The sequence below is a fragment of the Streptomyces sp. NPDC026301 genome (assembly GCF_055567935.1).
Genome location: NZ_JBVHPN010000032.1, coordinates 1 through 22,785 on the forward strand (window position 1 = coordinate 1; position 22,785 = coordinate 22,785).

Annotated in this window: 21 protein-coding genes; 7 read left to right on the forward strand and 14 right to left on the reverse strand. The window is 72.3% G+C overall.

Going from position 1 to position 22,785, the window contains the following annotated elements; translation table 11 throughout:
- On the reverse strand, positions 1–874 hold an 874-nt coding region (locus ACZ4MH_RS32920; RefSeq protein WP_467754835.1), incomplete at its 3' end, for a thioredoxin-like domain-containing protein.
- A gap of 97 nt (positions 875–971) precedes the next feature.
- Here ACZ4MH_RS32920 and ACZ4MH_RS32925 point away from each other — a divergent pair.
- Positions 972–1,463, forward strand: a complete 492-nt coding sequence (locus ACZ4MH_RS32925; protein WP_351586754.1) for an LURP-one-related/scramblase family protein — start codon at positions 972–974, stop codon at positions 1,461–1,463.
- 45 nt (positions 1,464–1,508) lie between these two features.
- Here the strand turns inward: ACZ4MH_RS32925 and ACZ4MH_RS32930 are convergent, their stop codons facing one another.
- Positions 1,509–2,297, reverse strand: coding sequence for a carbon-nitrogen family hydrolase (locus ACZ4MH_RS32930; RefSeq protein ID WP_351586756.1), 789 nt, complete (start codon positions 2,295–2,297; stop codon positions 1,509–1,511).
- 144 nt (positions 2,298–2,441) lie between these two features.
- Here ACZ4MH_RS32930 and ACZ4MH_RS32935 point away from each other — a divergent pair, with 144 nt between their 5' ends.
- Positions 2,442–3,266, forward strand: coding sequence for a maleylpyruvate isomerase family mycothiol-dependent enzyme (locus tag ACZ4MH_RS32935; protein ID WP_351586758.1), 825 nt, complete (start codon positions 2,442–2,444; stop codon positions 3,264–3,266).
- Between the two features lie 43 nt (positions 3,267–3,309).
- Here ACZ4MH_RS32935 and ACZ4MH_RS32940 read toward each other — a convergent pair whose 3' ends face one another.
- The 6 genes from ACZ4MH_RS32940 to pdhA all read right to left on the reverse strand — a co-directional run bounded on the left by ACZ4MH_RS32940 (position 3,310) and on the right by pdhA (position 9,574).
- Complete coding sequence (locus tag ACZ4MH_RS32940) at positions 3,310–4,623, reverse strand: MFS transporter (RefSeq protein WP_351586760.1); 1,314 nt, start codon at positions 4,621–4,623, stop codon at positions 3,310–3,312.
- A complete protein-coding gene (locus tag ACZ4MH_RS32945; RefSeq protein WP_351586762.1) occupies positions 4,620–5,288 on the reverse strand; it encodes a GntR family transcriptional regulator in 669 nt (222 codons plus the stop codon). Before ACZ4MH_RS32945 ends, ACZ4MH_RS32940 begins: the two co-directional genes overlap by 4 nt.
- 80 nt (positions 5,289–5,368) lie before the next feature.
- On the reverse strand, positions 5,369–5,809 hold the full coding sequence (locus ACZ4MH_RS32950) for an NUDIX hydrolase (RefSeq protein WP_351586764.1): 441 nt from the start codon (positions 5,807–5,809) through the stop codon (positions 5,369–5,371).
- Positions 5,810–5,890: 81 nt separating this feature from the next.
- Positions 5,891–7,390, reverse strand: a complete 1,500-nt coding sequence (locus tag ACZ4MH_RS32955; protein WP_351586766.1) for a dihydrolipoamide acetyltransferase family protein — start codon at positions 7,388–7,390, stop codon at positions 5,891–5,893.
- A 23-nt stretch (positions 7,391–7,413) separates the two neighbouring features.
- Complete coding sequence (locus ACZ4MH_RS32960; protein ID WP_351586768.1) at positions 7,414–8,397, reverse strand: alpha-ketoacid dehydrogenase subunit beta; 984 nt, start codon at positions 8,395–8,397, stop codon at positions 7,414–7,416.
- Position 8,398: 1 nt separating this feature from the next.
- On the reverse strand, positions 8,399–9,574 hold the full coding sequence (gene pdhA / locus ACZ4MH_RS32965; RefSeq protein WP_351586770.1) for a pyruvate dehydrogenase (acetyl-transferring) E1 component subunit alpha: 1,176 nt from the start codon (positions 9,572–9,574) through the stop codon (positions 8,399–8,401).
- A gap of 327 nt (positions 9,575–9,901) precedes the next feature.
- Here pdhA and ACZ4MH_RS32970 point away from each other — a divergent pair, with 327 nt between their 5' ends.
- The 3 genes from ACZ4MH_RS32970 to ACZ4MH_RS32980 all read left to right on the forward strand — a co-directional run bounded on the left by ACZ4MH_RS32970 (position 9,902) and on the right by ACZ4MH_RS32980 (position 12,200).
- Positions 9,902–10,561: a response regulator transcription factor gene (locus ACZ4MH_RS32970; RefSeq protein ID WP_351586771.1), complete on the forward strand. Its 660-nt coding sequence runs from the start codon at positions 9,902–9,904 to the stop codon at positions 10,559–10,561.
- A 127-nt stretch (positions 10,562–10,688) separates the two neighbouring features.
- Positions 10,689–11,102, forward strand: a complete 414-nt coding sequence (locus tag ACZ4MH_RS32975; protein WP_351586772.1) for a pyridoxamine 5'-phosphate oxidase family protein — start codon at positions 10,689–10,691, stop codon at positions 11,100–11,102.
- Positions 11,103–11,159: 57 nt separating this feature from the next.
- Positions 11,160–12,200: a phosphotransferase gene (locus ACZ4MH_RS32980; RefSeq protein ID WP_351586774.1), complete on the forward strand. Its 1,041-nt coding sequence runs from the start codon at positions 11,160–11,162 to the stop codon at positions 12,198–12,200.
- 50 nt (positions 12,201–12,250) lie between these two features.
- On the opposite strand, the gene ACZ4MH_RS32985 is transcribed toward ACZ4MH_RS32980, so the two are convergent.
- The gene (locus ACZ4MH_RS32985; protein ID WP_351586776.1) at positions 12,251–13,798 is read right to left on the reverse strand and encodes a protein kinase domain-containing protein; all 1,548 of its coding nucleotides are present in this window, start codon (positions 13,796–13,798) and stop codon (positions 12,251–12,253) included.
- Positions 13,799–14,249: 451 nt separating this feature from the next.
- Here ACZ4MH_RS32985 and ACZ4MH_RS32990 point away from each other — a divergent pair, with 451 nt between their 5' ends.
- The gene (locus ACZ4MH_RS32990) at positions 14,250–15,896 is read left to right on the forward strand and encodes a protein kinase domain-containing protein (RefSeq protein ID WP_351586778.1); all 1,647 of its coding nucleotides are present in this window, start codon (positions 14,250–14,252) and stop codon (positions 15,894–15,896) included.
- Between the two features lie 123 nt (positions 15,897–16,019).
- On the opposite strand, the gene ACZ4MH_RS32995 is transcribed toward ACZ4MH_RS32990, so the two are convergent.
- Positions 16,020–16,580 carry a bacterial proteasome activator family protein gene (locus ACZ4MH_RS32995; RefSeq protein ID WP_351586780.1) on the reverse strand — a complete coding sequence of 187 codons (561 nt, stop codon included), beginning with the start codon at positions 16,578–16,580 and terminating at the stop codon, positions 16,020–16,022.
- A 203-nt stretch (positions 16,581–16,783) separates the two neighbouring features.
- On the opposite strand from ACZ4MH_RS32995, the gene ACZ4MH_RS33000 reads away from it, so the two are divergent.
- Positions 16,784–17,641, forward strand: a complete 858-nt coding sequence (locus ACZ4MH_RS33000; RefSeq protein WP_351586782.1) for a hypothetical protein — start codon at positions 16,784–16,786, stop codon at positions 17,639–17,641.
- A 60-nt stretch (positions 17,642–17,701) separates the two neighbouring features.
- On the opposite strand, the gene ACZ4MH_RS33005 is transcribed toward ACZ4MH_RS33000, so the two are convergent.
- From ACZ4MH_RS33005 to ACZ4MH_RS33020, 4 genes are all read right to left on the reverse strand, one after another.
- Positions 17,702–18,682, reverse strand: coding sequence for an NAD(P)H-quinone oxidoreductase (locus tag ACZ4MH_RS33005; RefSeq protein ID WP_351586784.1), 981 nt, complete (start codon positions 18,680–18,682; stop codon positions 17,702–17,704).
- Positions 18,683–18,782: 100 nt separating this feature from the next.
- Complete coding sequence (locus ACZ4MH_RS33010) at positions 18,783–19,967, reverse strand: potassium channel family protein (protein WP_351586786.1); 1,185 nt, start codon at positions 19,965–19,967, stop codon at positions 18,783–18,785.
- Positions 19,964–21,838, reverse strand: coding sequence for a molybdopterin molybdotransferase MoeA (locus tag ACZ4MH_RS33015; protein ID WP_351586788.1), 1,875 nt, complete (start codon positions 21,836–21,838; stop codon positions 19,964–19,966). The genes ACZ4MH_RS33010 and ACZ4MH_RS33015 overlap by 4 nt, the downstream gene beginning before the upstream one ends.
- Positions 21,838–22,707: an NTP transferase domain-containing protein gene (locus ACZ4MH_RS33020; RefSeq protein WP_351586790.1), complete on the reverse strand. Its 870-nt coding sequence runs from the start codon at positions 22,705–22,707 to the stop codon at positions 21,838–21,840. Before ACZ4MH_RS33020 ends, ACZ4MH_RS33015 begins: the two co-directional genes overlap by 1 nt.
- Positions 22,708–22,785 lie beyond the last annotated feature (78 nt).

Sequence of the window (22,785 nt, forward strand, 5' to 3'; positions counted from 1 at the left end):
ACGGCGAGGAGAGGTCCACCTCGCGGGCCGGGCCCTCGGTGGGCGAGCCCTGCCACCACTGCTTGCCGGTGCCGGCGACGGTCGCGACCTCGCCGGTGGCCGGGTCGAACGTGCGCAGCGCGTGGTTGACCGTGTCGGCGACGATCACCGTGCCGTCCGGCAGCAGCGCGAGGCCCTGCGGCTCGCTGAAGGCGGCCCGCTCGGCCGGGCCGTCCGCCAGGCCGCGCTCGCCGGTGCCGATCCGGCGCAGCACGCTCTCGCCGTCCTCGGCCAGCTCCACCAGCTGGTGCCGGGTGGTGTCGGAGACCAGGAAGGAGCCTGTGGGCAGCCGCAGCGCCTTGCCGGGGAAGCGGAGGTCGGTCGCGACCGGCTCGGGCGGTACGTACGGGCCGTCGCCGCGCCGCAGCGTGCCCTTCGCCTCGTGCTCCGCCTCCAGCTCCTCGACCAGCTTCTCGATGGCGTGGGCGTGGCCCTCACCGGCGTGCTGGGCGACGACGTAGCCCTCGGGGTCGATGACGACCAGCGTCGGCCAGGCGCGGACGGCGTACTGCTTCCAGGTGGCGAGCTCGGGGTCGTCCAGGACGGGGTGCTCGACCTCGTACCGCTCGACCGCGTCGACGACGGCCTGATGCTCCGCCTCGTGCACGAACTTCGGGGAGTGCACGCCGATGATCACGACGGTGTCGCGGTGCCGCTCCTCCAGCTCCCGCAGCTCGTCCAGTACATGCAGGCAGTTCACACAGCAGAACGTCCAGAAGTCCAGGACGACGATGCGTCCCCGCAGGTCGGAGAGGGTCAGATCCTTGTCGCCGGTGTTGAGCCAGCCGCCCTTGCCGATCAGCTCGGGGGCCCGGACGCGCGCACGTGAAGCCATGTGCACATTCAACGTCACGCGGCCGGGTGTGCATTCCGCCGGGGGGTGTGACGCTCGCCCAGGTGCACGGCGGCCCGGCGCGGGGCACAGATCCCGCATGAGATACCTGGTACGCGACCGGATCTTCGGGATCGGCGAGGACTACTGGATCGAGGACGAGACGGGCCGCAACGTCTACCTCGTCGACGGCAAGGCCCTCCGGATGCGGGAGACCTTCGAGATCAAGGACCGTGAAGGCCGGGTCTTGATCACATTGCGCAAAAAGGTGCTGAGCCTGCGCGACACGATGACGATCGAGCGGGACGACCGGGCCATCGCCACCATCCGGCGGAAGCGGCTGTCGCTGCTGCGCAACCACTACCGCGTGGAGCTGATCGACGGCACGGAGCTGGACGTCAGCGGCAAGATCCTGGACCGGGAGTTCGCGGTCGAGTACGACGGCGAGCTGCTGGCGGAGATCTCCCGGCGCTGGCTGACCGTGCGGGACACCTACGCGGTCAACGTGGTGCGGGAGGACGCCGACGCCGCGCTGCTCATCGCGATCGCCGTGTGCGTGATCCGGCTGGCGGAGCGGGAGCACGAGGACTGACCACCCGCGCTCCCCGCACCTCAGCCTGCGGCCGCCGGCCGCGGGTCACGGCTTCGGCAGCCCCAGCACGCGGTCCCGCAGCACGGGGAAGGAGTGCCGGGTCTTTCCCACCAGCTCGGGGTCCAGCTCGGCGCTGATGATCTCCTCGTCGGGCCCCGCCTCGGCGAGCACCTCGCCCCACGGATCGACGATCACACTGTGCCCGGCCTGCTCGACCCCGGCGTGCGTGCCGCCCGTGCCGCACGCGAGCACGTACGTCTGGTTCTCCACCGCCCGGGCGCGGGCCAGCAGCGACCAGTGCGCGCGGCGCCGCGCGGGCCAGCCGGCCGGTACGACCAAGGTCTGCGCGCCGGCGTCCACCAGCTGCCGGAACAGCTCGGGGAAGCGCAGGTCGTAACAGGTGGCCAGGCCGAGCGTGGTGTCCGGCAGCGCGACCGTCACCGGCTCGGTGCCGGCGCCCAGCAGCGTCGCCTCGCCCTTGTCGAAGCCGAAGCGGTGGATCTTGCGGTAGTGCGCGACGCGCTCGCCGTCGGGGGAGTAGACCAGCGAGGTGTTGTAGAGGACGCCGTCCCCGCCGCGCTCGATGATGGACCCGGCGTGCAGCCAGACGCCCGCGTCCCGCGCCGCCGCCGACATCGCCCGGTGGGTCGGGCCCGCGAGCTCCTCCGCGACCTCCTCGAACGCGTCGAAGGCGAAGGCGCCCACCGGCCACAGCTCGGGCAGCACGACGAGGTCCGCGTCCGCCTGGGAGCGCACGAGTGAAGCCACGCGCTCCCGGCGGGAATTGACCGGTTCCTGCTGGTCCACACCGACTTGGAGCAATGAAGCGCGCACAGTACCACCGCCTGGTCTTCCGAGCCCGGTCCGTCGTCAAAAAATGCCTACGATGGTCACCCGAAAGCACTGCCGGGGTGCCCGTGCGCAGCGTAACTTAACTGCACAGACAGCAGCCCGCGTACAAACCGTCCGAGGGGTCCCGTGACCGTCCACCCAGTCCTCCAGCCCTCCATCGACGCCTGGACGCACTCCATCGAAGCGATATCCGAGCTGGTGACGCCGCTCGTGGAAGGGGAGTGGAATCGCGCCACGGAATGCCCCGGCTGGTCGGTGCGGGACGTGGTGTCCCACCTCATCGGCCTGGACTGCGAGGCGCTGGGCGACCCCCGCCCCATCCACTCGCTGCCGCGCGATCTCTACCACGTGCGCAGCGAGTTCGCGCGGTACATGGAGATGCAGGTCGACGTCCGGCGGCACCACACGGGCCCGGAGATGACGGCGGAGCTGGAGTACACCGTCATCCGCCGCGCCCGGCAGCTGCGCAACGAGACGCGCGAGCCGGACGCGACGGTCCGCGGCCCGCAGGGCAAGGAGCAGACGCTCGAACACGCGCTGAAGGTGCGGGCCTTCGACACCTGGGTGCACGAGCAGGACATCCGCCGCGCGCTCGGCGAGCCCGGCAATCTCGACTCCCCCGGTGCCCACCTCACCCGCGATTTCCTGCTGCCGTCGCTGGCCAAGGTCGTCGCCAAGGACGCGGGCGCGCCGGCCGGCTCCGCCGTGGTGGTCGACGTGACAGGCCCGGTGGAGTTCATGCGGACCGTACGGGTCGACGAGCAGGGCCGCGGGACGGTCGACGGCAGCGTCTCGCTGGGCCCGGCCGTCACGCTCTCGATGGACTGGGAGACGTACGTCCGGCTGGCCTGCGGCCGGGTGCGGCCGGCGGCCGTCGCCGACCGGATCAAGACCGAGGGCGACCAGGAGCTGGCCGGGGCCGTGCTGGAGCACTTCGCGGTGACGCCGTAGGCACGGGGCGCGCGCCCGGAAGCGCACGCCCGGCCGGGGGCGGTCACACCGGTACGTGCACCGCCTCCACCCGGCTCGCCACCGTCCGCTCGCGCTCGCGGCGCGCCGCCCGCTTGCGCAGCCGCAGGATCTGGCTGAGGCCGAGCGCCTCCAGGACGAAGACCGTCGCGAACGCGATGCGGTAGTTGTCGCCGGTGGCGTCCAGCAGCACGCCGACCGCCAGCAGGGTCGTCATCGAGGCGGTGAAGCCGCCCATGTTGACGATGCCCGAGGCGGTGCCCTGGCGCTCCGGCGGGTTGGCGGGGCGGGCGAAGTCGAAACCGATCATCGAGGCCGGGCCGCACGCGCCGAGCACGACGCAGGTGAGAACCAGCAGCGCCATCGGCGCGTGCCCCGGCCAGCCGAGCATGGCGGCCCACAGCGTCGCCGTGGCGCCGACGGTACCGAGCGCCAGCGGCATCCGGGCCGCGTGGTGGCGGGCGATGACCTGCCCGTAGACCAGCCCGGAGGCCATGTTCGAGACCACGATGAGCGTCAGCAGCCCGCCGGCCGCGGTCTCGGTCAGCCCCTGCGCCTCGACGAGGAACGGCATCCCCCACAGCAGCAGGAAGAACATCGCGGGGAACTGCGTGGTGAAGTGCACCCACATGCCGAGGCGGGTGCCGGGCTCGCGCCAGCACTGGGAGATCTGCTGCCGTACGTAGCTTCCGCCGGCCGCCGACGGACCCGCGGGCGCCGGCTCGAAGCCCTCGGGGTGGTCCTTGAGGAAGAGCAGGACCAGCGCGATCACCGCGATGCCGCAGACGGCGCTGCCCGCGAAGGTCGGGGTCCAGCCGAGGGTGTCCAGCAGCCGGGCCAGCACGAGGGTGGAGACGAGGTTGCCGGACATGCCGATGAGCGCGGCGATCTGCGCGATCATCGGGCCGCGCCGGGCCGGGAACCAGCGCGTGCCCAGCCGCAGCACGCTGATGAACGTCATCGCGTCGCCGCAGCCCAGCAGCGCGCGGGAGATCAGCGCCATGCCGTACGAGCCGGACAGCGCGAAGCCGAGCTGGCCGACGGTGTAGAGCGTCGCGCCGAGGATCAGGACCTTCTTCGGGCCCATCCGGTCGACCATCAGGCCGACGGGTATCTGCATGCCCGCGTAGACCAGCAGCTGCAGGATCGAGAAGGTCGACAGCGCCGAGGCGTTGATGTGGAAGCGCTCGGCCGCGTCTAGCCCGGCGACGCCGAGGCTGGTGCGGTAGATGATCGCGACGAAGTAGACGGCGACGCCGATGCCCCAGACCCACATGGCCCGCCGGCCGCCGGGCGGGTCGCCGGGCAGCGACATCGGGGTGCTCTGCGCGGTACTCATCGCACGTCCCCCTGGGCGAGGTTGCGCACCCAGCTGACGTGCCGGTGCACGGCGGCGGTGGCCGCCTCGGGGTCACCGGCCCGCAGCGCTTCGAGGATCTCGGCGTGCTCGGCGATGTTCTTCGCGATCCGGTCCGGGTGCGCGTGCATCACCGCGACGCCCATCCGCAGCTGGCGGTCGCGCAGCTGCTCGTAGAGCCGGTCCAGGATCTGGTTGCCCGCGCTGCGCACGATGGCGGCGTGGAAGGCGCGGTCGGTGACCGAGACGGCGGCCAGGTCGCCGGCGGCGACCTGCTCCCGCATGGTCGCGAGCAGCGACTCCAGCTCCTCGATCAGCGCGGCCTGCGCGGGCACGGCCTTGCGCGCCGCGTGCTCCTCGACCAGCAGCCGGGTCTCCACGACGTCCGCGATCTCCTGCGCGGAGACCGGCAGGACCAGCGCGCCCTTCTTCGGGTAGAGCTTGATCAGCCCCTCGACCTCCAGCCGCAGCAGCGCCTCGCGTACGGGCGTCCGCGACACCCCGACGGCCTCGGCGAGCTCCCCCTCGGTGAGCAGCATGCCGCCCTCGTAGCGGCGCTCGAGGACGGCGTGCTTGACGTGCGCGTACACCCGCTCGGCAGCGGGCGGCTGCTTCACGGGGGCGGGAGAGGCTGAGGCTGATGGCATGCGCACAGGATAGATACAACAGGTATGCGTCCGCGACCGCGTCCATCATGCGGACCCGCGACGGCCCCGATCAGCGCGTTCTACAACCGGCCCGCCTCCGTGAGGCGGCGGACGACCTGGCGGAAGGCCGGGGCGCAGACGGCGAAGTCGTCGGCGTTGTGCCAGGCGACCTCGGCGATCTCGCGGCCGGGGACCGGGTCCACGGTGGCCGGGCCGCCCGTGAAGCAGGTCATGTGCAGGCGACGCCCCGCACGGCCGTGCGCCTCGTCGTGGACGGTGAACGCCTCGGTCAGCTCGCCCGCCGGAATCCGCACGCCGACCTCCTCGGCCAGCTCGCGGGAGAGCGCCTCCGCGGCCGTCTCGCCGGGCTCGTACTTGCCGCCGGGCAGGTAGAAGGTGTCGTTGCCGCGGGTGCGGACGCTCAGCAGGCGGCCGTCCCTGATGTGCAGCCAGGCGACGGACCGCAGGGGCGGAAGGCCGTCCGGGGCGGCGGTGTCAGTAGTGATCTGTGTATCAGTCATGACGGCGACGGTAGGCAGAGCGGCGCGGCGAGACCAATTTCTTTTCGCCGATGCCGCCCTGCCGGGCCGCTCGCTCGCGTACTACGACCAGGTGATCAGGCGCTTCGGGCGTTCCAGGATCGCGGCGGTGTCCGCGAGGACCTTGGAGCCCAGCTCGCCGTCGACCAGGCGGTGGTCGAAGGAGAGCGCCAGGGTCGTCACCTGGCGCGGCTTGACCTTGCCCTTGTGGACCCAGGGCTGTTCCTTGACCGCGCCGAAGGCGAGGATCGCGGACTCACCGGGGTTCAGGATGGGCGTACCGGTGTCGACGCCGAAGACGCCGACGTTGGTGATGGTGACCGTGCCGCCGGCCATGTCCGCCGGGGAGGTCTTGCCTTCCCGGGCCGTGGCGACCAGCTCGCCCAGCGACGAGGCGAGCTGCGGGAGCGTCCTGGCGCCCGCGTCCTTGATGTTCGGCACGATCAGGCCGCGCGGGGTGGCGGCCGCGATGCCCAGGTTCACGTAGTCCTTGCGGACGATCTCCTGGTTCTCCTCGTCCCAGGAGGCGTTGATCTCCGGGTGGCGCTTGATGGCGACCAGGAACGCCTTGGCGACGAGGAGGAGCGGATTGACGCGGACGCCCGCCATGTCGGGGTCCTGCTTCAGCTCCTGTACGAGCTTCATCGTGCGGGTCACGTCGACGGTGATGAACTCCGTGACGTGCGGCGCGGTGAAGGCGGAGCTCACCATCGCCTGTGCGGTGGCCTTGCGCACGCCCTTGACCGGGATGCGGGTCTCCCGGGCCGCGGCGACGGCCTCGGGGGCCGGCGCGGGCTCGTGCGGGGCCGGCGCCACGTCGTACTCCGGCACGGTGGCGGGCGCGGGCGCGGCCGCCGCGTGCACGTCCTCGCGGGTGATGATCCCGTCGGGGCCGCTGGGCACGACCGTGGCCAGGTCGATGCCGAGGTCCTTGGCGAGCTTGCGGACGGGCGGCTTGGCCAGCGGACGCTCGCCGCCCGCCGGAGCCGCAGGAGCGCCCGCCGGAGCCTCGGGAGCGGCAGAAACGCCCGCCGGAGCCCCGGGAGCGGCCGGAGCCGCGGGCCCGCCTGCCGGCGTTTCACGTGAAACCGGCGCGGGCTGCACCGCGTACCCGTTCAACTCCGCCTGCACGGCCGCCTGCGCGCCGTTCGCGGCACCGGGCTGCGCCTTGCGCGCGCGCCGCTTCGTCGAGGACGGCGCGGCGCCGTAGCCGACCAGGACGGCCTTGCGGCCCTCCTCGCCACCCTCGGCGGCCGGCTCGGCGGCTTCCGGAGCGGCCGCCGGGGCCTCGACGGGTCCGGCACCCGGATCGGTGTCCACGGTGATGATGACCGTGCCGACGTCGACGGTGGTGCCCTCGCCGAACCGCAGCTGGTGCACCACCCCGTCGTACGGGATGGGGAGTTCGACGGCCGCCTTGGCGGTCTCGACCTCGCAGACGACCTGGCCGTCGGCGACAGTGTCACCCTCGGCGACGTACCACTTGAGGATCTCCGCCTCGGTGAGTCCCTCGCCCACGTCGGGCATCTTGAACTCGCGGAAGCGCTGATCGGTTGCAGTCATGGTCACGACTCTCCTCAAGCCCTTCAGTACGCCAGCGACCGGTCGACGGCGTCGAGTACCCGGTCCAGGTTCGGAAGGTACTCGTCCTCCAGCCGGGACGGCGGGTAGGGGGCGTGGTAGCCGCCCACCCGCAGCACCGGCGCCTCCAGGTGGTAGAAGCACCGCTCGGTGATGCGGGCGGCGATCTCCGCGCCGGAGCCGAGGAAGACCGGCGCCTCGTGCACGACGACCATGCGGCGGGTCTTCTCGACCGAGGACTGCAGCGTGTCGAAGTCGATCGGGGAGAGGGAGCGCAGGTCGACGATCTCGATCGACTTGCCCTCCTCGGCGGCGACCTGCGCGACGTCCTGGCAGACCTTGACCATCGGGCCGTACGCGGCGAGCGTCAGGTCGCTGCCCTCGCGGGCGACGCGGGCCTTGTGCAGCGGGTGCGGCAGGGCTTCGGTGTCCAGCGCGGACTTGTCGTGATAGCGGCGCTTGGGCTCGAAGTAGATGACCGGGTCGTCGCCGGCGATGGCCTGCTGGAGCATCCAGTAGGCGTCCGAGGAGTTCGACGGGGTGATCACCTTCAGCCCTGCGACGTGCGCGAAGAGCACCTCGGGCGACTCGGAGTGGTGCTCGACCGCGCCGATCGCGCCGCCGTAGGGGATGCGGATGACGACCGGCATCTTGATCTTGCCGAGCGCGCGGGCGTGCATCTTGGCGAGCTGGGTGACGATCTGGTCGTACGCGGGGAAGACGAAGCCGTCGAACTGGATCTCCACGACCGGGCGGTAGCCGCGCAGGGCCATGCCGATCGCGGTGCCGACGATGCCGGACTCGGCGAGCGGGGTGTCGATCACCCGGTCCTCGCCGAAGTCCTTCTGCAGGCCGTCGGTGACGCGGAAGACGCCGCCGAGCTTGCCCACGTCCTCGCCCATGACGAGGACCTTGGGGTCGGCCTCCATGGCGGTGCGCAGCGATTCGTTGATCGCCTTGGCGATGGTGATCTTCTCGAAGACGGCCATGTCAGTTCTCCTCCGCGAACGCGGCCTGGTACGCGGCGAACTGGGCGCGCTCCTCGTCGACGAGCGCGTGCCCATCGGCGTAGACGTGCTCGAACATCGCCATGTCGTCGGGGTTCGGCATGGTGCGCACGGCGTCCCGCACGCGCTTGCCGAGCGCCTCGTCCTCCTTCTCGACGGACGCGAAGAACGCCTCGTCGGCCATCCCCTCGGCCTCGAGGTATCGGCGCAGCCGCAGGATCGGGTCCTTGGCCTCCCAGGCCAGCAGCTCGTCGTTGCCGCGGTAGCGCGTCGGGTCGTCGGAGGTGGTGTGGGCGCCCATGCGGTACGTGAACGCCTCGACGAGCATCGGGCCCTGGCCCGTCCGCGCGCGCTCCAGCGCCGCCTTGGTGACCGCGAGGACGGCGAGCACGTCGTTGCCGTCGACCCGTACGCCGGGGAAGCCGTAGCCGCGGGCGCGCTGGAAGAGCGGCACCCGGGTCTGCTTCTCGGTCGGCTCGGAGATCGCCCACTGGTTGTTCTGGCAGAAGAACACCACGGGCGCGTTGTAGACGGCGGCGAAGGTGAAGGACTCGGCGACGTCACCCTGGCTGGACGCACCGTCACCGAAATAGGCGATGACGGCGGAGTCGGCGCCGTCCTTCTGCACGCCCATGGCATAGCCCGTCGCGTGCAGCGTCTGCGAGCCGATCACGATCGTGTACAGGTGGAAGTTGTTGCTGTTCGGGTCCCAGCCGCCGTGGTTGACGCCGCGGAACATGCCCAGCAGGTTCGTCGGGTCCACCCCGCGGACCCAGGCGACGCCGTGCTCGCGGTAGGTGGGGAAGACGTAGTCGTCGTCGCGCAGGGCGCGCGCGGAACCGATCTGCGCGGCCTCCTGGCCCAGCAGCGAGGGCCACAGGCCCAGCTCGCCCTGGCGCTGGAGGGTGGTCGCCTCGGCGTCGAACTTCCGCGTGAGCACCATGTCGCGGTACAGGCCGCGCAGCTCGTCGGCGGACAGGTCGATCGCGTACTCCGGATGCTCGACGCGCTCGCCCTCCGGGGTGAGCAGCTGGACGAACTGGTCCGGGTCCTGCTCCGCTGAAGCCTTGGCCCGCGGCTTGGCCGGGGCTTTCTTCGCGGTCGTGCGCTTTCCGCTACCGCGTGTGGCTTTTCGTGCGGCACTGCTGTCCACGGTCACGTGCTGCTCCTCCGTCTGTCCGGCCCCCGGGGTCCGCCGGTGGCCGTATTGCGGCTCACCCGGTATCCGATACGGCGCACGGGGTGTGTGCGAACGCGGTCAGGCCCGGGTGGAACAAAACTGCCCCGGACGTGGCCTGCCCATGCACGTTACCCATTTCCCGAGCCTAAGCGAAAACGGCCCTGACCTGCGATTTTGCTTGGATTTCCAAGTAAATCGCGGAGGGTGGGAACAACTCCTGGTCACAGCGTCGCAGGCCGCCGGAACAACGGCACGTTATATCGGCGGGCCGGAGCACGGGAAGGGTCGGTGTGTGAGACTGAAGCCGTGCGCGAAGACGGAAAAATCACGGTATTCCTGCTCGACGACCACGAGGTCGTCCGGCGCGGTGTCCACGACATGCTCACGGTCGAGAGCGACATCGAGGTGGTCGGCGAGGCCGGTACGGCCGCGGATGCCCTGGTCAGGATCCCGGCGACGCATCCCGACGTGGCCGTGCTCGACGTCCGGCTGCCGGACGGCAGCGGCGTCGAGGTCTGCCGCGAGATCCGCTCGCAGAACGAGGACATCAAGTGCCTGATGCTCACGTCTTTCGCCGATGACGAGGCGCTTTTTGACGCGATCATGGCCGGTGCGTCCGGTTACGTGCTCAAGGCGATCCGCGGGAACGAACTGCTCTCGGCCGTCCGGGACGTCGCGGCCGGCAAGTCCCTGCTGGACCCCGTGGCCACCGCGCGGGTCCTGGAACGGCTGCGCGACGGCAATGCCCCCAAGGGTGACGACCGGCTCGCGAACCTCACCGAACAGGAACGACGCATCCTCGACCTGATCGGCGAGGGACTGACCAACCGCGCCATCGGCGAGCGGCTGCATCTGGCCGAGAAAACCATCAAGAATTACGTCTCCAGCCTGCTGGCCAAACTCGGCATGGAACGCCGTTCCCAGGCCGCCGCATACGTCGCCAGAATGCAGGCGGAAGGCCGCTGACCCCGTTTATGGAGACCTGTGTAGGGCCCTGACCTGCGGCGTAACGAATTTTGGGACCAACGTCCCCGGTGAACCAGGGGCTGCCGCCCCTACAGCCGCGCCCGCGCCGCCGGGCAGGCTGGTTCCCATGCCCGACGAATTCCGCGCACTGGAGCTGCTCAGCCGTACGCCCTACGGCCGGGTCTCGGCCAGCCAGCGGGCGCTGCCCTTCACCACGATCGCCCGGCACCTCGTGACCGGGGGCCGGCTCCTGCTGCGCCTGCACCGTGGCTACGGCTACCACCGCGCCCTGGACGGCAGCGTGGTCTCGTACCAGGCGGACAACCTCGCCGGCGGCGAGCCCGAGACCTGGGCCGTCCAGTTCACCGGCACGGCCCGCGTCGTACACCCGGAGCCGGCCGACCGCGACGCCTTCGGCCGCACCCCGGCCCTCGCCGACGGCGAGCCCTTCGACCCGGTGTTCCTGCACATCGAGCCGGTCTTCGCGAAGGTCCACACGTTGACCGATGTACCGGTGTTCCGGTACGCCGCTTCAGGCTGACCGATAGCCGACCGGTGCGGCGAAGCGGCCCCGGCCGTGTGATCTAACATCTGACGGGTGCTGCGCTCATCTGCGGTCCGGACGGCAACGGCGCCCGACGGACACACCCTCGGCTCCCTGCTGCGCCGCTACGAAGGCGCCGGGGAGCCGCTGACGTGCGAGCCGGTCGCCGAGGGCCTGCTCAACCACGGCTACCGGCTGACCACCACGCGCGGCCGCTTCTTCCTCAAGCACCACCTCGACGCCGACCGCGGCGCCCTGGTCCGGCAGCACCGCGCCACCCGCCTGCTGGGCGCCATGGGACTGCCCGTGGCGCCGCCCGTACGCGCCGCCGACGGCCGCACCGTCGCCGTCATCGACGGCCGCTGCTACGCGCTGCACCCGTGGGTCGAGGGCCGGCACCTGGACGGCGCGGCCCTCACCCCCACCCAGTGCCACCGCCTCGGCACGCTGCTGGGCCGCGTCCACGTGTCCCTCGCCCAGGTGATGCCCGACGAACCGCCACAGCCCGGCCAGGAGAGCGCCGACCCCGCAGCGACCTTCGTGGGCATCGACGAGCTGCTGGCGCTGGCGCGCGACGCCCGCCCGCACGACAGCTTCGACGCGCTGGCCGAGCACCGGCTCCTGGAGCGGCGCGCCCTGCTGGCCGCGCACGCGCACCACCGGCCGGCCCGCGCGGCGCCCGCGGGCTGGGTGCACGGCGACTTCCACCCGCTGAACCTGCTCTACCGGGGCGCCGAGCCGACCGCGATCGTCGACTGGGACCGGCTGGCGGTCAAGCCGCGCGCCGAGGAGGCGGTACGGGCCGCCGCGATCTTCTTCGTACGGCCGTCGGGCAGCCTGGACCTGGCGAAGGTGGCGGCGTACGCGCGGGCCTACCGGAGCGCCTCGGGCGTCGGCCCGGAGGAGCTGGCGGCCGCCGTGCACCGCGTCTGGTGGGAACGCCTGAACGACTTCTGGATGCTGGACTGGCGGTACCGGCTGGGCGACCGGCGCGCCGACAGCCTCTTCCCCGCCTCGGCCGCGCTCGCGGTGTGGTGGACGGACGAGTACGCGGCCGTACGCGGGGCTTTCACGGGCGGGGCCTTCACGGGCTGAGGGCCGCCGGGGACACAGTCCCGGCGGCCCTCAGTGGCCTTGTGCGGCGCCTACTGCCCGCTCTCGCCGTCCGCGGGCGGGATGATCGGCGACTGCTCGTCGGTCGGCTCCTCGGTGGGCTGCGTCGGCTCCCCCGTCGGCTCGTCCGTCGGCTCCTCGGTGGGCTGCGTCGGCTCCCCGGTCGGCTCGTCCGTCGCCGTCTGGGTGTCCGTCGGCGTCGGCTCCCCGCTCTCCGTCGGCGTCTGGGTGTAGTCACCGGTGTTGCCGCCCGTGCCGCCGGGCAGCGTGGCCTCCGTCGTCGGCTCCTCCGTCGGCGGCTCGGTGGTCTTCTCTTCCTTGCTCTTCGTCGCCGTCGGCGTGGGCTTCGGCTTCTTCGGCTGCTCGTCGCCACCGGTGTTCTGCAGCGCGATGGCAACGCCGGCCACGATGGCGATCAGCGCGAGCGCCGCGATCAGCCAGACCTTGCCGCGGCCGCCCTTCGAGCCGCGCGGCCCGCCCTCGTACCCGCCGTCGTCGTCCCGCATCCCGGCCGGGAGGATCGGCTGCGCGGTCGTGGAGCCGTGCCCCGGGTGCGACATCGCCGTCGTGGACGCGACGCCCATCGCAGGCGTCGAGCCGCCCTCGTGCTCGGCGACCGCCCCGGTGCTCCACGTACCGGTGTGGCCGCCCTGCTCGTGCAGCATCTGCAGCGCGTACTGGATCAGGCCGCGCATCTCCTCGGCGGTCTGGAACCGGTCGTCCGGGTCCTTCGCCAGCGAGCGCATGACCAGCCCGTCCAGCTCCGGCGGCACCGCTTCCAGGACCTGCGACGGCGGTACCGGCATGTCCTGCACGTGCTGGTACACCACCGACAGCGGCGTCTCGCCGACGAACGGCGGGCGCAGCGCGAGCAGTTCGTACAGCAGGCAGCCGGTCGCGTACAGGTCGGAGCGGGTGTCGACGGTCTTGCCGAGCGCCTGCTCGGGCGAGAGGTACTGCGGCGTGCCCATGACCATGCCGGTCTGGGTCATGGTGTTCGACGCGCCGTGCAGGGCACGCGCGATGCCGAAGTCCATGACCTTGACCGCGCCGCCGTGGGTGATGATGACGTTCGCGGGCTTGATGTCGCGGTGCACGATGCCGTGCTGGTGGCTGTAAGCCAGCGCCTCCAGCACCCCGGAGACGATGATCAGCGCCTGGTCCGGCGGCGGCGCGTCGGCGTTGAGCAGCAGGTCACGGATGGTGTGACCCTCGACCAGCTCCATCACGATGTACGGGATGGTGTTGCCGCCGACCAGATCCTCGCCCGAGTCGTAGACCGCCACGACGGCGTGGTGGTTCAGCCCGGCGACGGACTGTGCCTCGCGGGTGAAGCGGGCCTTGGAGACCGGGTCCTCGGCGAGGTCGGAACGCAGCAGCTTCACCGCGACCGTACGGCCCAGCCGTACGTCCTCGGCGGCGAACACCTCCGCCATGCCGCCCCGGCCCAGACGGCCCGTCAGGCGGTAGCGCCCGTCACCGACCAGACCACCGTTGCCCCACATCTCCGGTGCGTCGGGGATATTGGAGCCGGTGGCTTCAGGATCGGACGGGCCCTGGGGGCTCTGCGTCTGTGCCATCGGTCCTCGCCGTCGAATCGATCCGCGTACAACGCGGCTTTACGTCTCGGTCTTCGCAAGAGCACGCTACAGGCTCCACGGCGCACACCGGTTTTGTAAGGGGACCGGCCATCAAACCGTTCACCGGCCACATGTGGCAAGTTCACTGCGAGTGACCGTTTTGCCCGGCGGCCGCTGACAGAGTCGTGACAAGGTTCTGACACGCTCGCGACAACCCGCCGCCGTCGGCCTGACAGGCTCCCGTCAGGTGACGCGGCCGTGCGGGGATGCTGCCCATCTGGTCACGGAACGGGCACGCAGCTTGACTGGTCGGAGCGCTGGGGCACACTTGGCTGCGGAATTCCGGATCCTGGCCGGCCGGTTCCGTACCGGACCGCGGCCAGCAACAGAACAGCCCGAACAGTGCCGCGTACGGGATGACGGGCAGTGCGCCGAGGGGGAAACGTAAAACATGAGCCAGGACGGCGCACAGGCCCATGGCGCGGGCCGTTCGGTGGGACGGGGACGCTACCAGCTCCGTGATCTTCTCGGCGCCGGCGGCATGGCCTCCGTCCACCTCGCGTACGACAGCGTGCTGGACCGCGAGGTCGCGATCAAGACGCTGCACACCGAACTCGGCCGCGAGCAGGCGTTCCGCGAGCGCTTCCGGCGCGAGGCGCAGGCCGTCGCGAAGCTCTCGCACACCAACATCGTCTCGGTGTACGACTCCGGCGAGGACGAGCTGGACGGCGGCATGACGCCGTACATCGTCATGGAGTACGTCTCCGGGCAGCCGCTGCGCTCGGCGCTGGACGCCGATGTCGCGCAGTACGGCGCCATGCCCACCGAGAAGGCGCTGAAGATCACCGCCGATGTGCTGGCGGCCCTGGAGACCAGCCACGAGATGGGCCTGGTCCACCGGGACATCAAGCCCGGCAACGTCATGCTGACCAAGCGCGGCGTCGTGAAGGTCATGGACTTCGGCATCGCGCGCGCCATGCAGTCCGGCGTCACCTCCATGACCCAGACCGGCATGGTCGTCGGCACCCCGCAGTACCTCTCGCCCGAGCAGGCGCTGGGACGCGGCGTGGACGCCCGCTCCGACCTGTACTCCGTCGGCATCATGCTCTTCGAGCTGCTGACCGGGCAGCTGCCCTTCGACGCGGACTCGCCGCTGGCCATCGCGTACGCGCACGTGCAGGAAGAGCCGCCGGTGCCGTCCAGCATCAACCGGTCGGTGCCGCCGGCGGTGGACGCGCTGGTGGCCCGCGCGCTGAAGAAGAACCCCAACGAACGCTTCCCCACGGCCCAGACGATGCAGGACGAGTGCCTGCGCATCGCCCAGTCCGGGCAGTCCGGCTCCTCGCCGGTGATCATCGGCGGCCAGGGCCCGCGCACCAGCGGCGCGTCGGTGGCCTCCGCGGTCTTCCCGTCGGCGACCGGCAACCCGGCCACGGGCGCGCCGAACGTGCAGCAGCCGTACACGCCGCCGCCGGCGAACGGCCAGTTCGGCGGCTTCGGCCCGTCCACCCCGCCGCCGCCCAGCCACGGTTACCAGACCCCGGCGCCCGGTCCGTACAACGGCGCCATGCAGACCCCGCCGCCGTACACGATCTCGCCGCAGAGCGGCGGGCCGGGGACCGGCGGCGGCAAGAGCAACAAGCCGGTGCTGATCGGCTCCGCGGTGGTCGCCCTGATCGCCGTCGTCGCGGTCGTCATGGTCATCGCCCTCAGCGGCGGCGACCCCGACACCCCCGGCCCGCAGGCGAACGGCTCCGGCAGCCCCCAGCCCTCCGTCTCCGCCACCGAGGACGCCGCCGACAAGGTCCAGCCGGAGCAGAAGGACCGCATCATCGACCCCAAGGAATGCACGGACGCGGTCAAGAGCTTCGACGACAAGTCGAAGGTCATGATGCCGAACTTCTACAGCAAGAACCTCTCCTCGGTGAAGGCGTGCATGCGCGACGCCGGCTGGCAGTGGGACATCTCCTACGAGAACAGCGAACCCATGTGGGGCAAGAACGCCGTCATCCGCCAGACGCCGGGCGAAAGCGACGACTACGACCCCAAGGGCGACCAGAAGATCCAGCTGGTGGTCTCGACGGGCAAGTCCGGCTGAGACGCGGGGTCTGCGGCCGGGCCCCGGACACACCTGCACCGAGGGGCCCTTCGCGCGGCGTGCGCGCAGGGCCCCTCGGTGCAGGTTTCCGACGTCCCGTCCGCCCTCCGGCGGCGGTGACCGTCAGAGGTAGGGGCCGGAGCGGGCGCCGCCGCGGCCGGGGTGGTCGTCGTCTTCATCGGCACCCGCCGCGCCGGGCGGGAGGGCGCGGCGCATCTGCTCCAACTGGGCGCGCGCGGCCATCTGCTGGGCGAACAGGGCGGTCTGGATGCCGTGGAACAGGCCCTCCAGCCAGCCGACCAACTGGGCCTGCGCAATGCGCAGTTCGGCTTCGGTGGGCACGGAGTCCTCGGTGAACGGCAGCGACAGCCGCTCCAGCTCCTCCACCAGCTCGGGGGCCAGCCCGTCCTCCAGCTCCTTGACGGAGCCGGCGTGGATCTCCTTCAGGCGGACCCGGCTCGCCTCGTCCAGCGGGGCGGACTTCACCTCTTCGAGCAACTGCTTGATCATGCTGCCGATGCGCATGACCTTCGCGGGCTGTTCGACCATCTCCGTCACCGGAACCTCGCGTGGCTCATCGCCGCCTCCACCACCGGAGCCTGCGCTGCCGAGAGCCATTCCGTCCGGGCCGACAACCAGGACGTGCGGGCTCTCCTGCGACCGTTCGTTCATCGGCATATCCATGCCGCCATTCTCTCGTACATGCAGTAAGAACAGTTGTGCCCCGTGGAACTAGTGATCCACCCTCGTGACGCGTCCCGTCACAGTACTTCGCCGCAGTTCAGGGCTTTTCACGGTACATCGGGGAATTTTCCCGAGATGCCGCAATTGTGGGCTCATGTGACGCTGATGACGTCACTCGACGGCACGGCACGGGAGGACACGGCGTGGTTCCAGGACTCCGCTCACTCATCGCCGCCGGCCTGCTGACGGCCACCACGCTGCTCCCCACCGCCGTACCCGCGGCCGCCGCCACCACGCAGCCACCCGTACGGGCGCACACGCGGGCCGCGGCGGATCCCCCGCAGCCGCAGTCCACCGACGGGCTGCCCGCCGACGACCGGCTCCCCGAACGCGCGTCCGGCCGGCCGCAGCCGTCCGTGCAGGACCAGACGGACACCGGCACCACCGGGCACCGCCCCCAGGACCCCGACACCTCGGTGCCCGCAGGGACCCCGGAGGCCCCGACGGAACCGGACGACAGCCCCTCGCCGTCCTCGACCGCCGCCGGCCCGAGCCCGTCCGCCGACGCGAGCGACTCCGCCACGGCGTCACCCGGACGGCCCACCCCCAGCCACTCGGCCTCCGGCTCCGGCTCCGGCGGGCCGACCAGCCGGCCGGCGACGCCGTCCCGGACCGGCGCCGCCACCCCGTCCGGTACCGACGGGACGAGCGGGCCGGGTACGCCGCCGCGCGCCTCCGGTACCTCCGACAGCGCCGGCACGGCGCTGAAGGACCCCGGTTCGACCGACCGGCCGAGCACCGGTGGCCACTCGGAGCGCCCGTACGCGCCGCTCTCGCCGCACAGCCGGGGGACACACGCATGGCAGACGCTGCGGCCGCCGCACCAGCCGGCGGCCGCCGGGCCCTCCGCGACGAACCGCGAGACCGCCGGCGCCGTCCGGCCGCCCTACACCCCCACCGAACGCGCCGCCCGGGTCGCCCGCGTCCTCCCCTTCGGCGCCGGGCTGGCGCTCACGGGGCTGGGGCTGGCGTTCATCGGGCTGCGGCTGCGGCGGCGGTGAGAGGGCGTCAGGGGAGCGTCAGTGCGCGTCAGGGCCCATCAGGGCCGGTCGGCTGCCGGCTCAGCCGACCGTCAGGACGACCTTGCCGATGTGGCTGCTCTGCTCCACGATGCGGTGCGCCTCGGCGGCCTCCGCCATCGGCAGCGTGCGGTCCACGATCGGCCGCACCTGGCCGTTCTCGATCAGCGGCCAGACGTGCTCCCGTACGGCGGCGACGATCGCGGCCTTCTCCTCGACCGGCCGGCCGCGCAGCGACGTCCCGGCGACCGCGGCCCGCTTGGTCAGCAGCGCTCCCAGGTCCAGCTCGGCCTTCCGGCCGCCCTGCAGGCCGATGACGGTCATCCGCCCGTTGGTGGCCAGCGCCCTGACGTTGTCGGCCAGGTACTTCGCGCCGATGATGTCCAGGATCACGTCCGCGCCCCGGCCGTCGGTGGCCTTGCGGATCTCCTCGACGAAGTCCTGCTCGCGGTAGTTGATGAGCACGTCGGCGCCCAGCTCGGCGCAGCGCTCCAGCTTGTCGCCGCTGCCGGCGGTCACCGCGACCCGCGCCCCGACCGCCTTGGCCAGCTGGATCGCCATGGTGCCGATGCCGCTGGACCCGCCGTGCACCAGCAGGGTCTCGCCGGGCCGCAGGTGGGCCACCATGAAGATGTTCGACCAGACGGTGCAGGCCACCTCGGGCAGCGCGGCGGCGGCCGTGAGGTCGAGGCCCTTCGGCAGCGGCAGCAGCTGACCGGCCGGCACGGCCACCTGCTCGGCGTAACCGCCGCCCGCCAGCAGCGCACAGACCTCGTCGCCGACCGCCCAGCCGCTCACGCCCGGGCCGACCTCGGTGATCATGCCGGCGCACTCCAGGCCGGGGTAGGGGGAGGCGCCGGGCGGCGGGTCGTAGAAGCCCTGACGCTGCACCACATCGGCGCGGTTGACGGCACTGGCCGCGACCCGCACCAGCACCTCGCCTTCGGACAGTTGCGGCGCGGGCACCTCGGCCCACACCAGGGCCTCGGGTCCGCCGGGTTCGGTAATGGTGATCGCACGCATGGCCGCGAGGCTACTCGCCTCGGTACCGGACGTACGAGAACCACCCGCTCCGTCCCCGGAGGGGCTGATGCCGCCCCGAAGATCCTGCCCGCCCTCGGTACTAGTCCCCGAGGTCCTGTTCGTCCGCGCGGCGGATCACCCGGTCCTTCTCGTCCGCCCGGCGCATCGGCTGGACGCCGGAGCCCGGCAGTCCCTGCGCGGCCGGGCGGCCCAGCTCCGCCGCCTCCTCCTTCGGCACCGCGCGGACGATGGTGATCAGCCGGTCGGCGTGCTGCAGCGGGCTCGCCGCCGGGTCGTCGTACGCCAGCAGCCGATGGCCGCGCAGTACGGAAACGACCAGGTCACCGGTGTCCCGTACCGACTTGCCGACCTCCGCCTTCACCACCGGGCGCTCGATCAGGTCCAGCCCGCTGCCCTGCTGGATCAGGTCCTCCATGACCGTGCTCGCGCTCGGGCTGTTCACCGACAGGCCCAGCAGCCGGCCCGCCGCGCTCGCGGAGGTGATCACGGAGTCGGCGCCGGACTGCCGCAGCAGCGGCGCGTTCTCCTCCTCCCGCACGGCCGCCACGATCGTGGCCTTCTTGTTGAGCTGGCGGGCGGTGAGCGAGACCAGGACGGCGGTGTCGTCGCGCTGCGTAGCGATGATGATCTGGCGGGCGCGCTGCACCTCGGCGCGCAGCAGTACGTCGCTGCGCGTGGCGTCGCCCAGTACGCCCGCGAAGCCCTCGGCGACGGCCGTGTCGATCACCTTGGGGCTCGGGTCCACGATGACGATGCGGTCCCGGCTCGCGCCCGTGGCCCGCAGCGTCTGCACGGCCGACCGGCCCTTCGTACCGAAGCCGACGATGACGGTGTGGTCGCGCAAGGCGGTCCTCCAGCGGTTCAGCCGCCACTGTTCACGGGTCCGCTCGGTGAGGACCTCGAGGGTGGTGCCGACCAGGATGATCAGGAACAGGACGCGGAGTGGCGTGATGAGCAGGATGTTCAGCAGCCGTGCGCTGTCTCCGTACGGGACGATGTCGCCGTACCCGGTGGTGGAGAGCGTGACGGTCGCGTAGTAGACGCAGTCGAGGAAGTCGACCGAGCCATTGGCGTTGTCGTGGTACTCGTCGCGGTCCACCCAGACGATGAGGACCGTCAGCACCAGCACTATCAGCGCCATGACGAGCCGGCGCACCACCTGGCGCAGCGGTGCGGCGGGCGCCCGGCGGGGCAGCTGGACCCGGTGCGAGACGTCCTCGGGGAGCCGCTCGTGTGCCGCGGCGTCCTGCATGGGGAGCTTCACGCGCGGCCTCCAGTGGCACCGGTGTCCGGGGCCGTGGCGGCGGGGGACCAGGGGAGGTCGAGGAGCACGGCCGGCTCGCCCTCGGCGGCGCCGCCGGGCGGGATCACGGCCAGCGCGTCGGCGGCGGCGATGCCACGCAGCATGGCCGGGCCGTTGAAGTGCAGGGGGCGCGCCACGACGGCTCCCTTCTCGTCCGTGCGGCAGGCCACGGGGACCAGCCGGGTGTCGTGCGGATGACCGTGCACGCCGTCGGCGAGGCGTACCCGGCGGGGCGCGGAGCGCGTACGGCCCGAGAGCGTACCGAGCAGCGGTTCGGCGAGCGTCAGCAGCCCCGAGACGGCGGCGAGCGGATTGCCGGGCAGGCCGACCAGGTGCCGCGCGGGACGGTCGGCGGGGGTGTTGTCGTCGGTCGGGTCGAGCCGGGCGAGGAGCATCGGGTGGCCGGGGCGTACTTGTACGCCGTCCACCAGCAGTTCGGCTCCGAGGCGCCGCAACGCGGGGTGTACATGGTCGACCGGGCCCGCGGCCGTGCCGCCGGTCGTGATCACCACGTCCGCCGTCGACGAGGCGATGGCCTCGTACAACACTCCCTCGTCGTCCGCGAGATGGCGCGGACCGATGGTCTCCGCGCCCAGGGCGTGCAGCCAGGGCGCGAGCATCGGGCCGAGCGCGTCCCGGATGCGCCCCTCCTGCGGCAGCCCGCTGTGCAGCAACTCGTCGCCCAGGACGAGGATTTCCACCATCGGGCGGCGGTACGTCCACAGCTCGTCGTAGCCCGCGGCGGCGGCGAGGCCGAGCACGGCCGGGGTCACGAGCGCGCCGGGCGGCAGCAGTTGATCGCCGTTGCGGCACTCCTGGCCGCGCGGCCGGATGTCCTGACCGGGCGGCGCGCCGCCGGGTGCGGACAACAGCGCGCCGCCGTCGGCCTGTTCCGCGGTCTCGCCGTGCTCGGAACGGAGCACGGCCGAGGCACCGGGCGGTATCCGCGCCCCGGTGGCGATCCGGATCGCGTGCCCGTCGGGCAGCGGCCGGGCGGGGGCGTGACCGGCGAGGATGCCGGCCGAAGCGGCGGGCGCGACCGTACGGGGCGCGGTGACGCGCCAGGGGCCGGGGCCGGAGACGGCCCAGCCGTCCATCGCCGAGGTGTCGAACGAGGGCAGGTCCGTGAGCGCCGTGAGGGCACCGGCGAGCACCCGCCCCAGCGCCTCGGTCCCGAGCGGCACGGCACCGGCCTCCAGCGGCCCGGCCACGGCCCCGGCGGCGGCCACCCGCGCGACGTGCCAGGGCGAGTGGGCACCGGGGCGGGGGGTCGGGGAGGAGGGTGATCCCTTACGGGACGCGGAGGCGACCGGTTGGGGGGCGGCGGGCTCGGAGGCTGTGGGCTCGGAGGCTGTGGGCTCGGAGGCTGTGGGCTCGGGGGGCGGCTCCGGCGAGTACGACGGCGGGGGATCACCCGGGCCCGGGGCCGGGTCTTCGGCCGCGGCCGCCTCCGACCGGGCCGCGCGGTGGCCGTTGCCCCAGGGTGCGTGCCACGGGTCGATCCACGTGCGTTCGGACGAGCGCTCGCCGGTACGGGACGGGGTTCCCCGGGGGGCGGCGTCCTGAGAGGCGGCACCCTGCGGGTCGGCACCCGCTTGAGGCGGGGTGTCCGGTGTCCGGGGCGCGGCGTCCGTTGCTCGGGGCGCGGCGTCCGTTGCTCGGGGCGCGGCGTCCGTTGCTCGGGGCGCGGCGTCTGCTGCTCGGGGCGCGGCGTCCGTTGCTGGGGGTGCGGCGTCCGTGATCCGGTCGCCGCCGGCCTGGCCGTACCGCCCCGCGTTGGCGATGGCGAGCGCGTCGTCGAATTCGCCGGGGTCTCCGGTCAGACCGGGCATCATTCCTTCGCTTCCCCGGCTTCGCCGGACTCCGCGACGTCTGCCGCTTCCGCGGCCCAGCGGTTCGCCAGCGCCGCCGCGCGCCTGCTGACCTCCGCCACGTCGAGGCCCTGCTGGGCGGCCGCGTACCCGACGAGGAAGGTCGTCAGCGGCGCGGCCGGCCGGGCCACGCCGTGTGCCGCGTCCCGCGCCAGGTCGAGGAGGACGGCCGTGTCGACATCGAGTTCGATGCCCAGTTCGGCCTTGACTGCGGTGATCCATTCGTCCAACACGTGTCCATGCTCCCTGATCCGGGCGCGCGCCGCGCTGAGGGCCTCCCAGGTGTCGCAGTCGAACGAGGCCGCCGCCGTGTCGTCCCGGACCCGCCGCACCGTCAATTCGGCGAGCAGGGCCCGCAAGGGCAGCCCGTCGAGCCCGCCGCGCGCGGCCCGCAGCGTCTCCAGGGAACGACGCAGCGCCGCGGCCCGGTACGCCGCCACGAGCGGCTGATCCCGCCCGTCCCCGTCGATCAGCAGAGCCCCGTCGCCCCCCGCCGGCAGTGCCGCCGCCAGCAGCGCGTCCACCGTCGCAGTCGTGAGAAAGGGCAGGTCGGCGGAGAGGACGAGCACCGTGCCGGCCGTCGTGTGCCGCAGGCCCGCGTCCAGCGCCGCGACCGGCCCGGCACCGGGCGGGTCCTCGCGCGCCGTCACCACGGGGCGCGCGGTCGGCCGCTCCGGCCCGACGACCACGGTGCGCGCCGCACCGTGGCAGGCGGCGAGCACCCGGTCCAGGAGGGACCGGCCGCCGACCGCGAGCGCTGGCTTGTCCGCGCCGCCGAGCCGGCGCGCCGCGCCCCCGGCCAGCACGATGGTGTCGTAGTCGCTCGTCACCCTCCGAGTATCACCGCGCCGGGGCGATCAACACCCTTCCGTACCGTTACTTCGTGCACCGGCGGCCGGGGAGGCCGC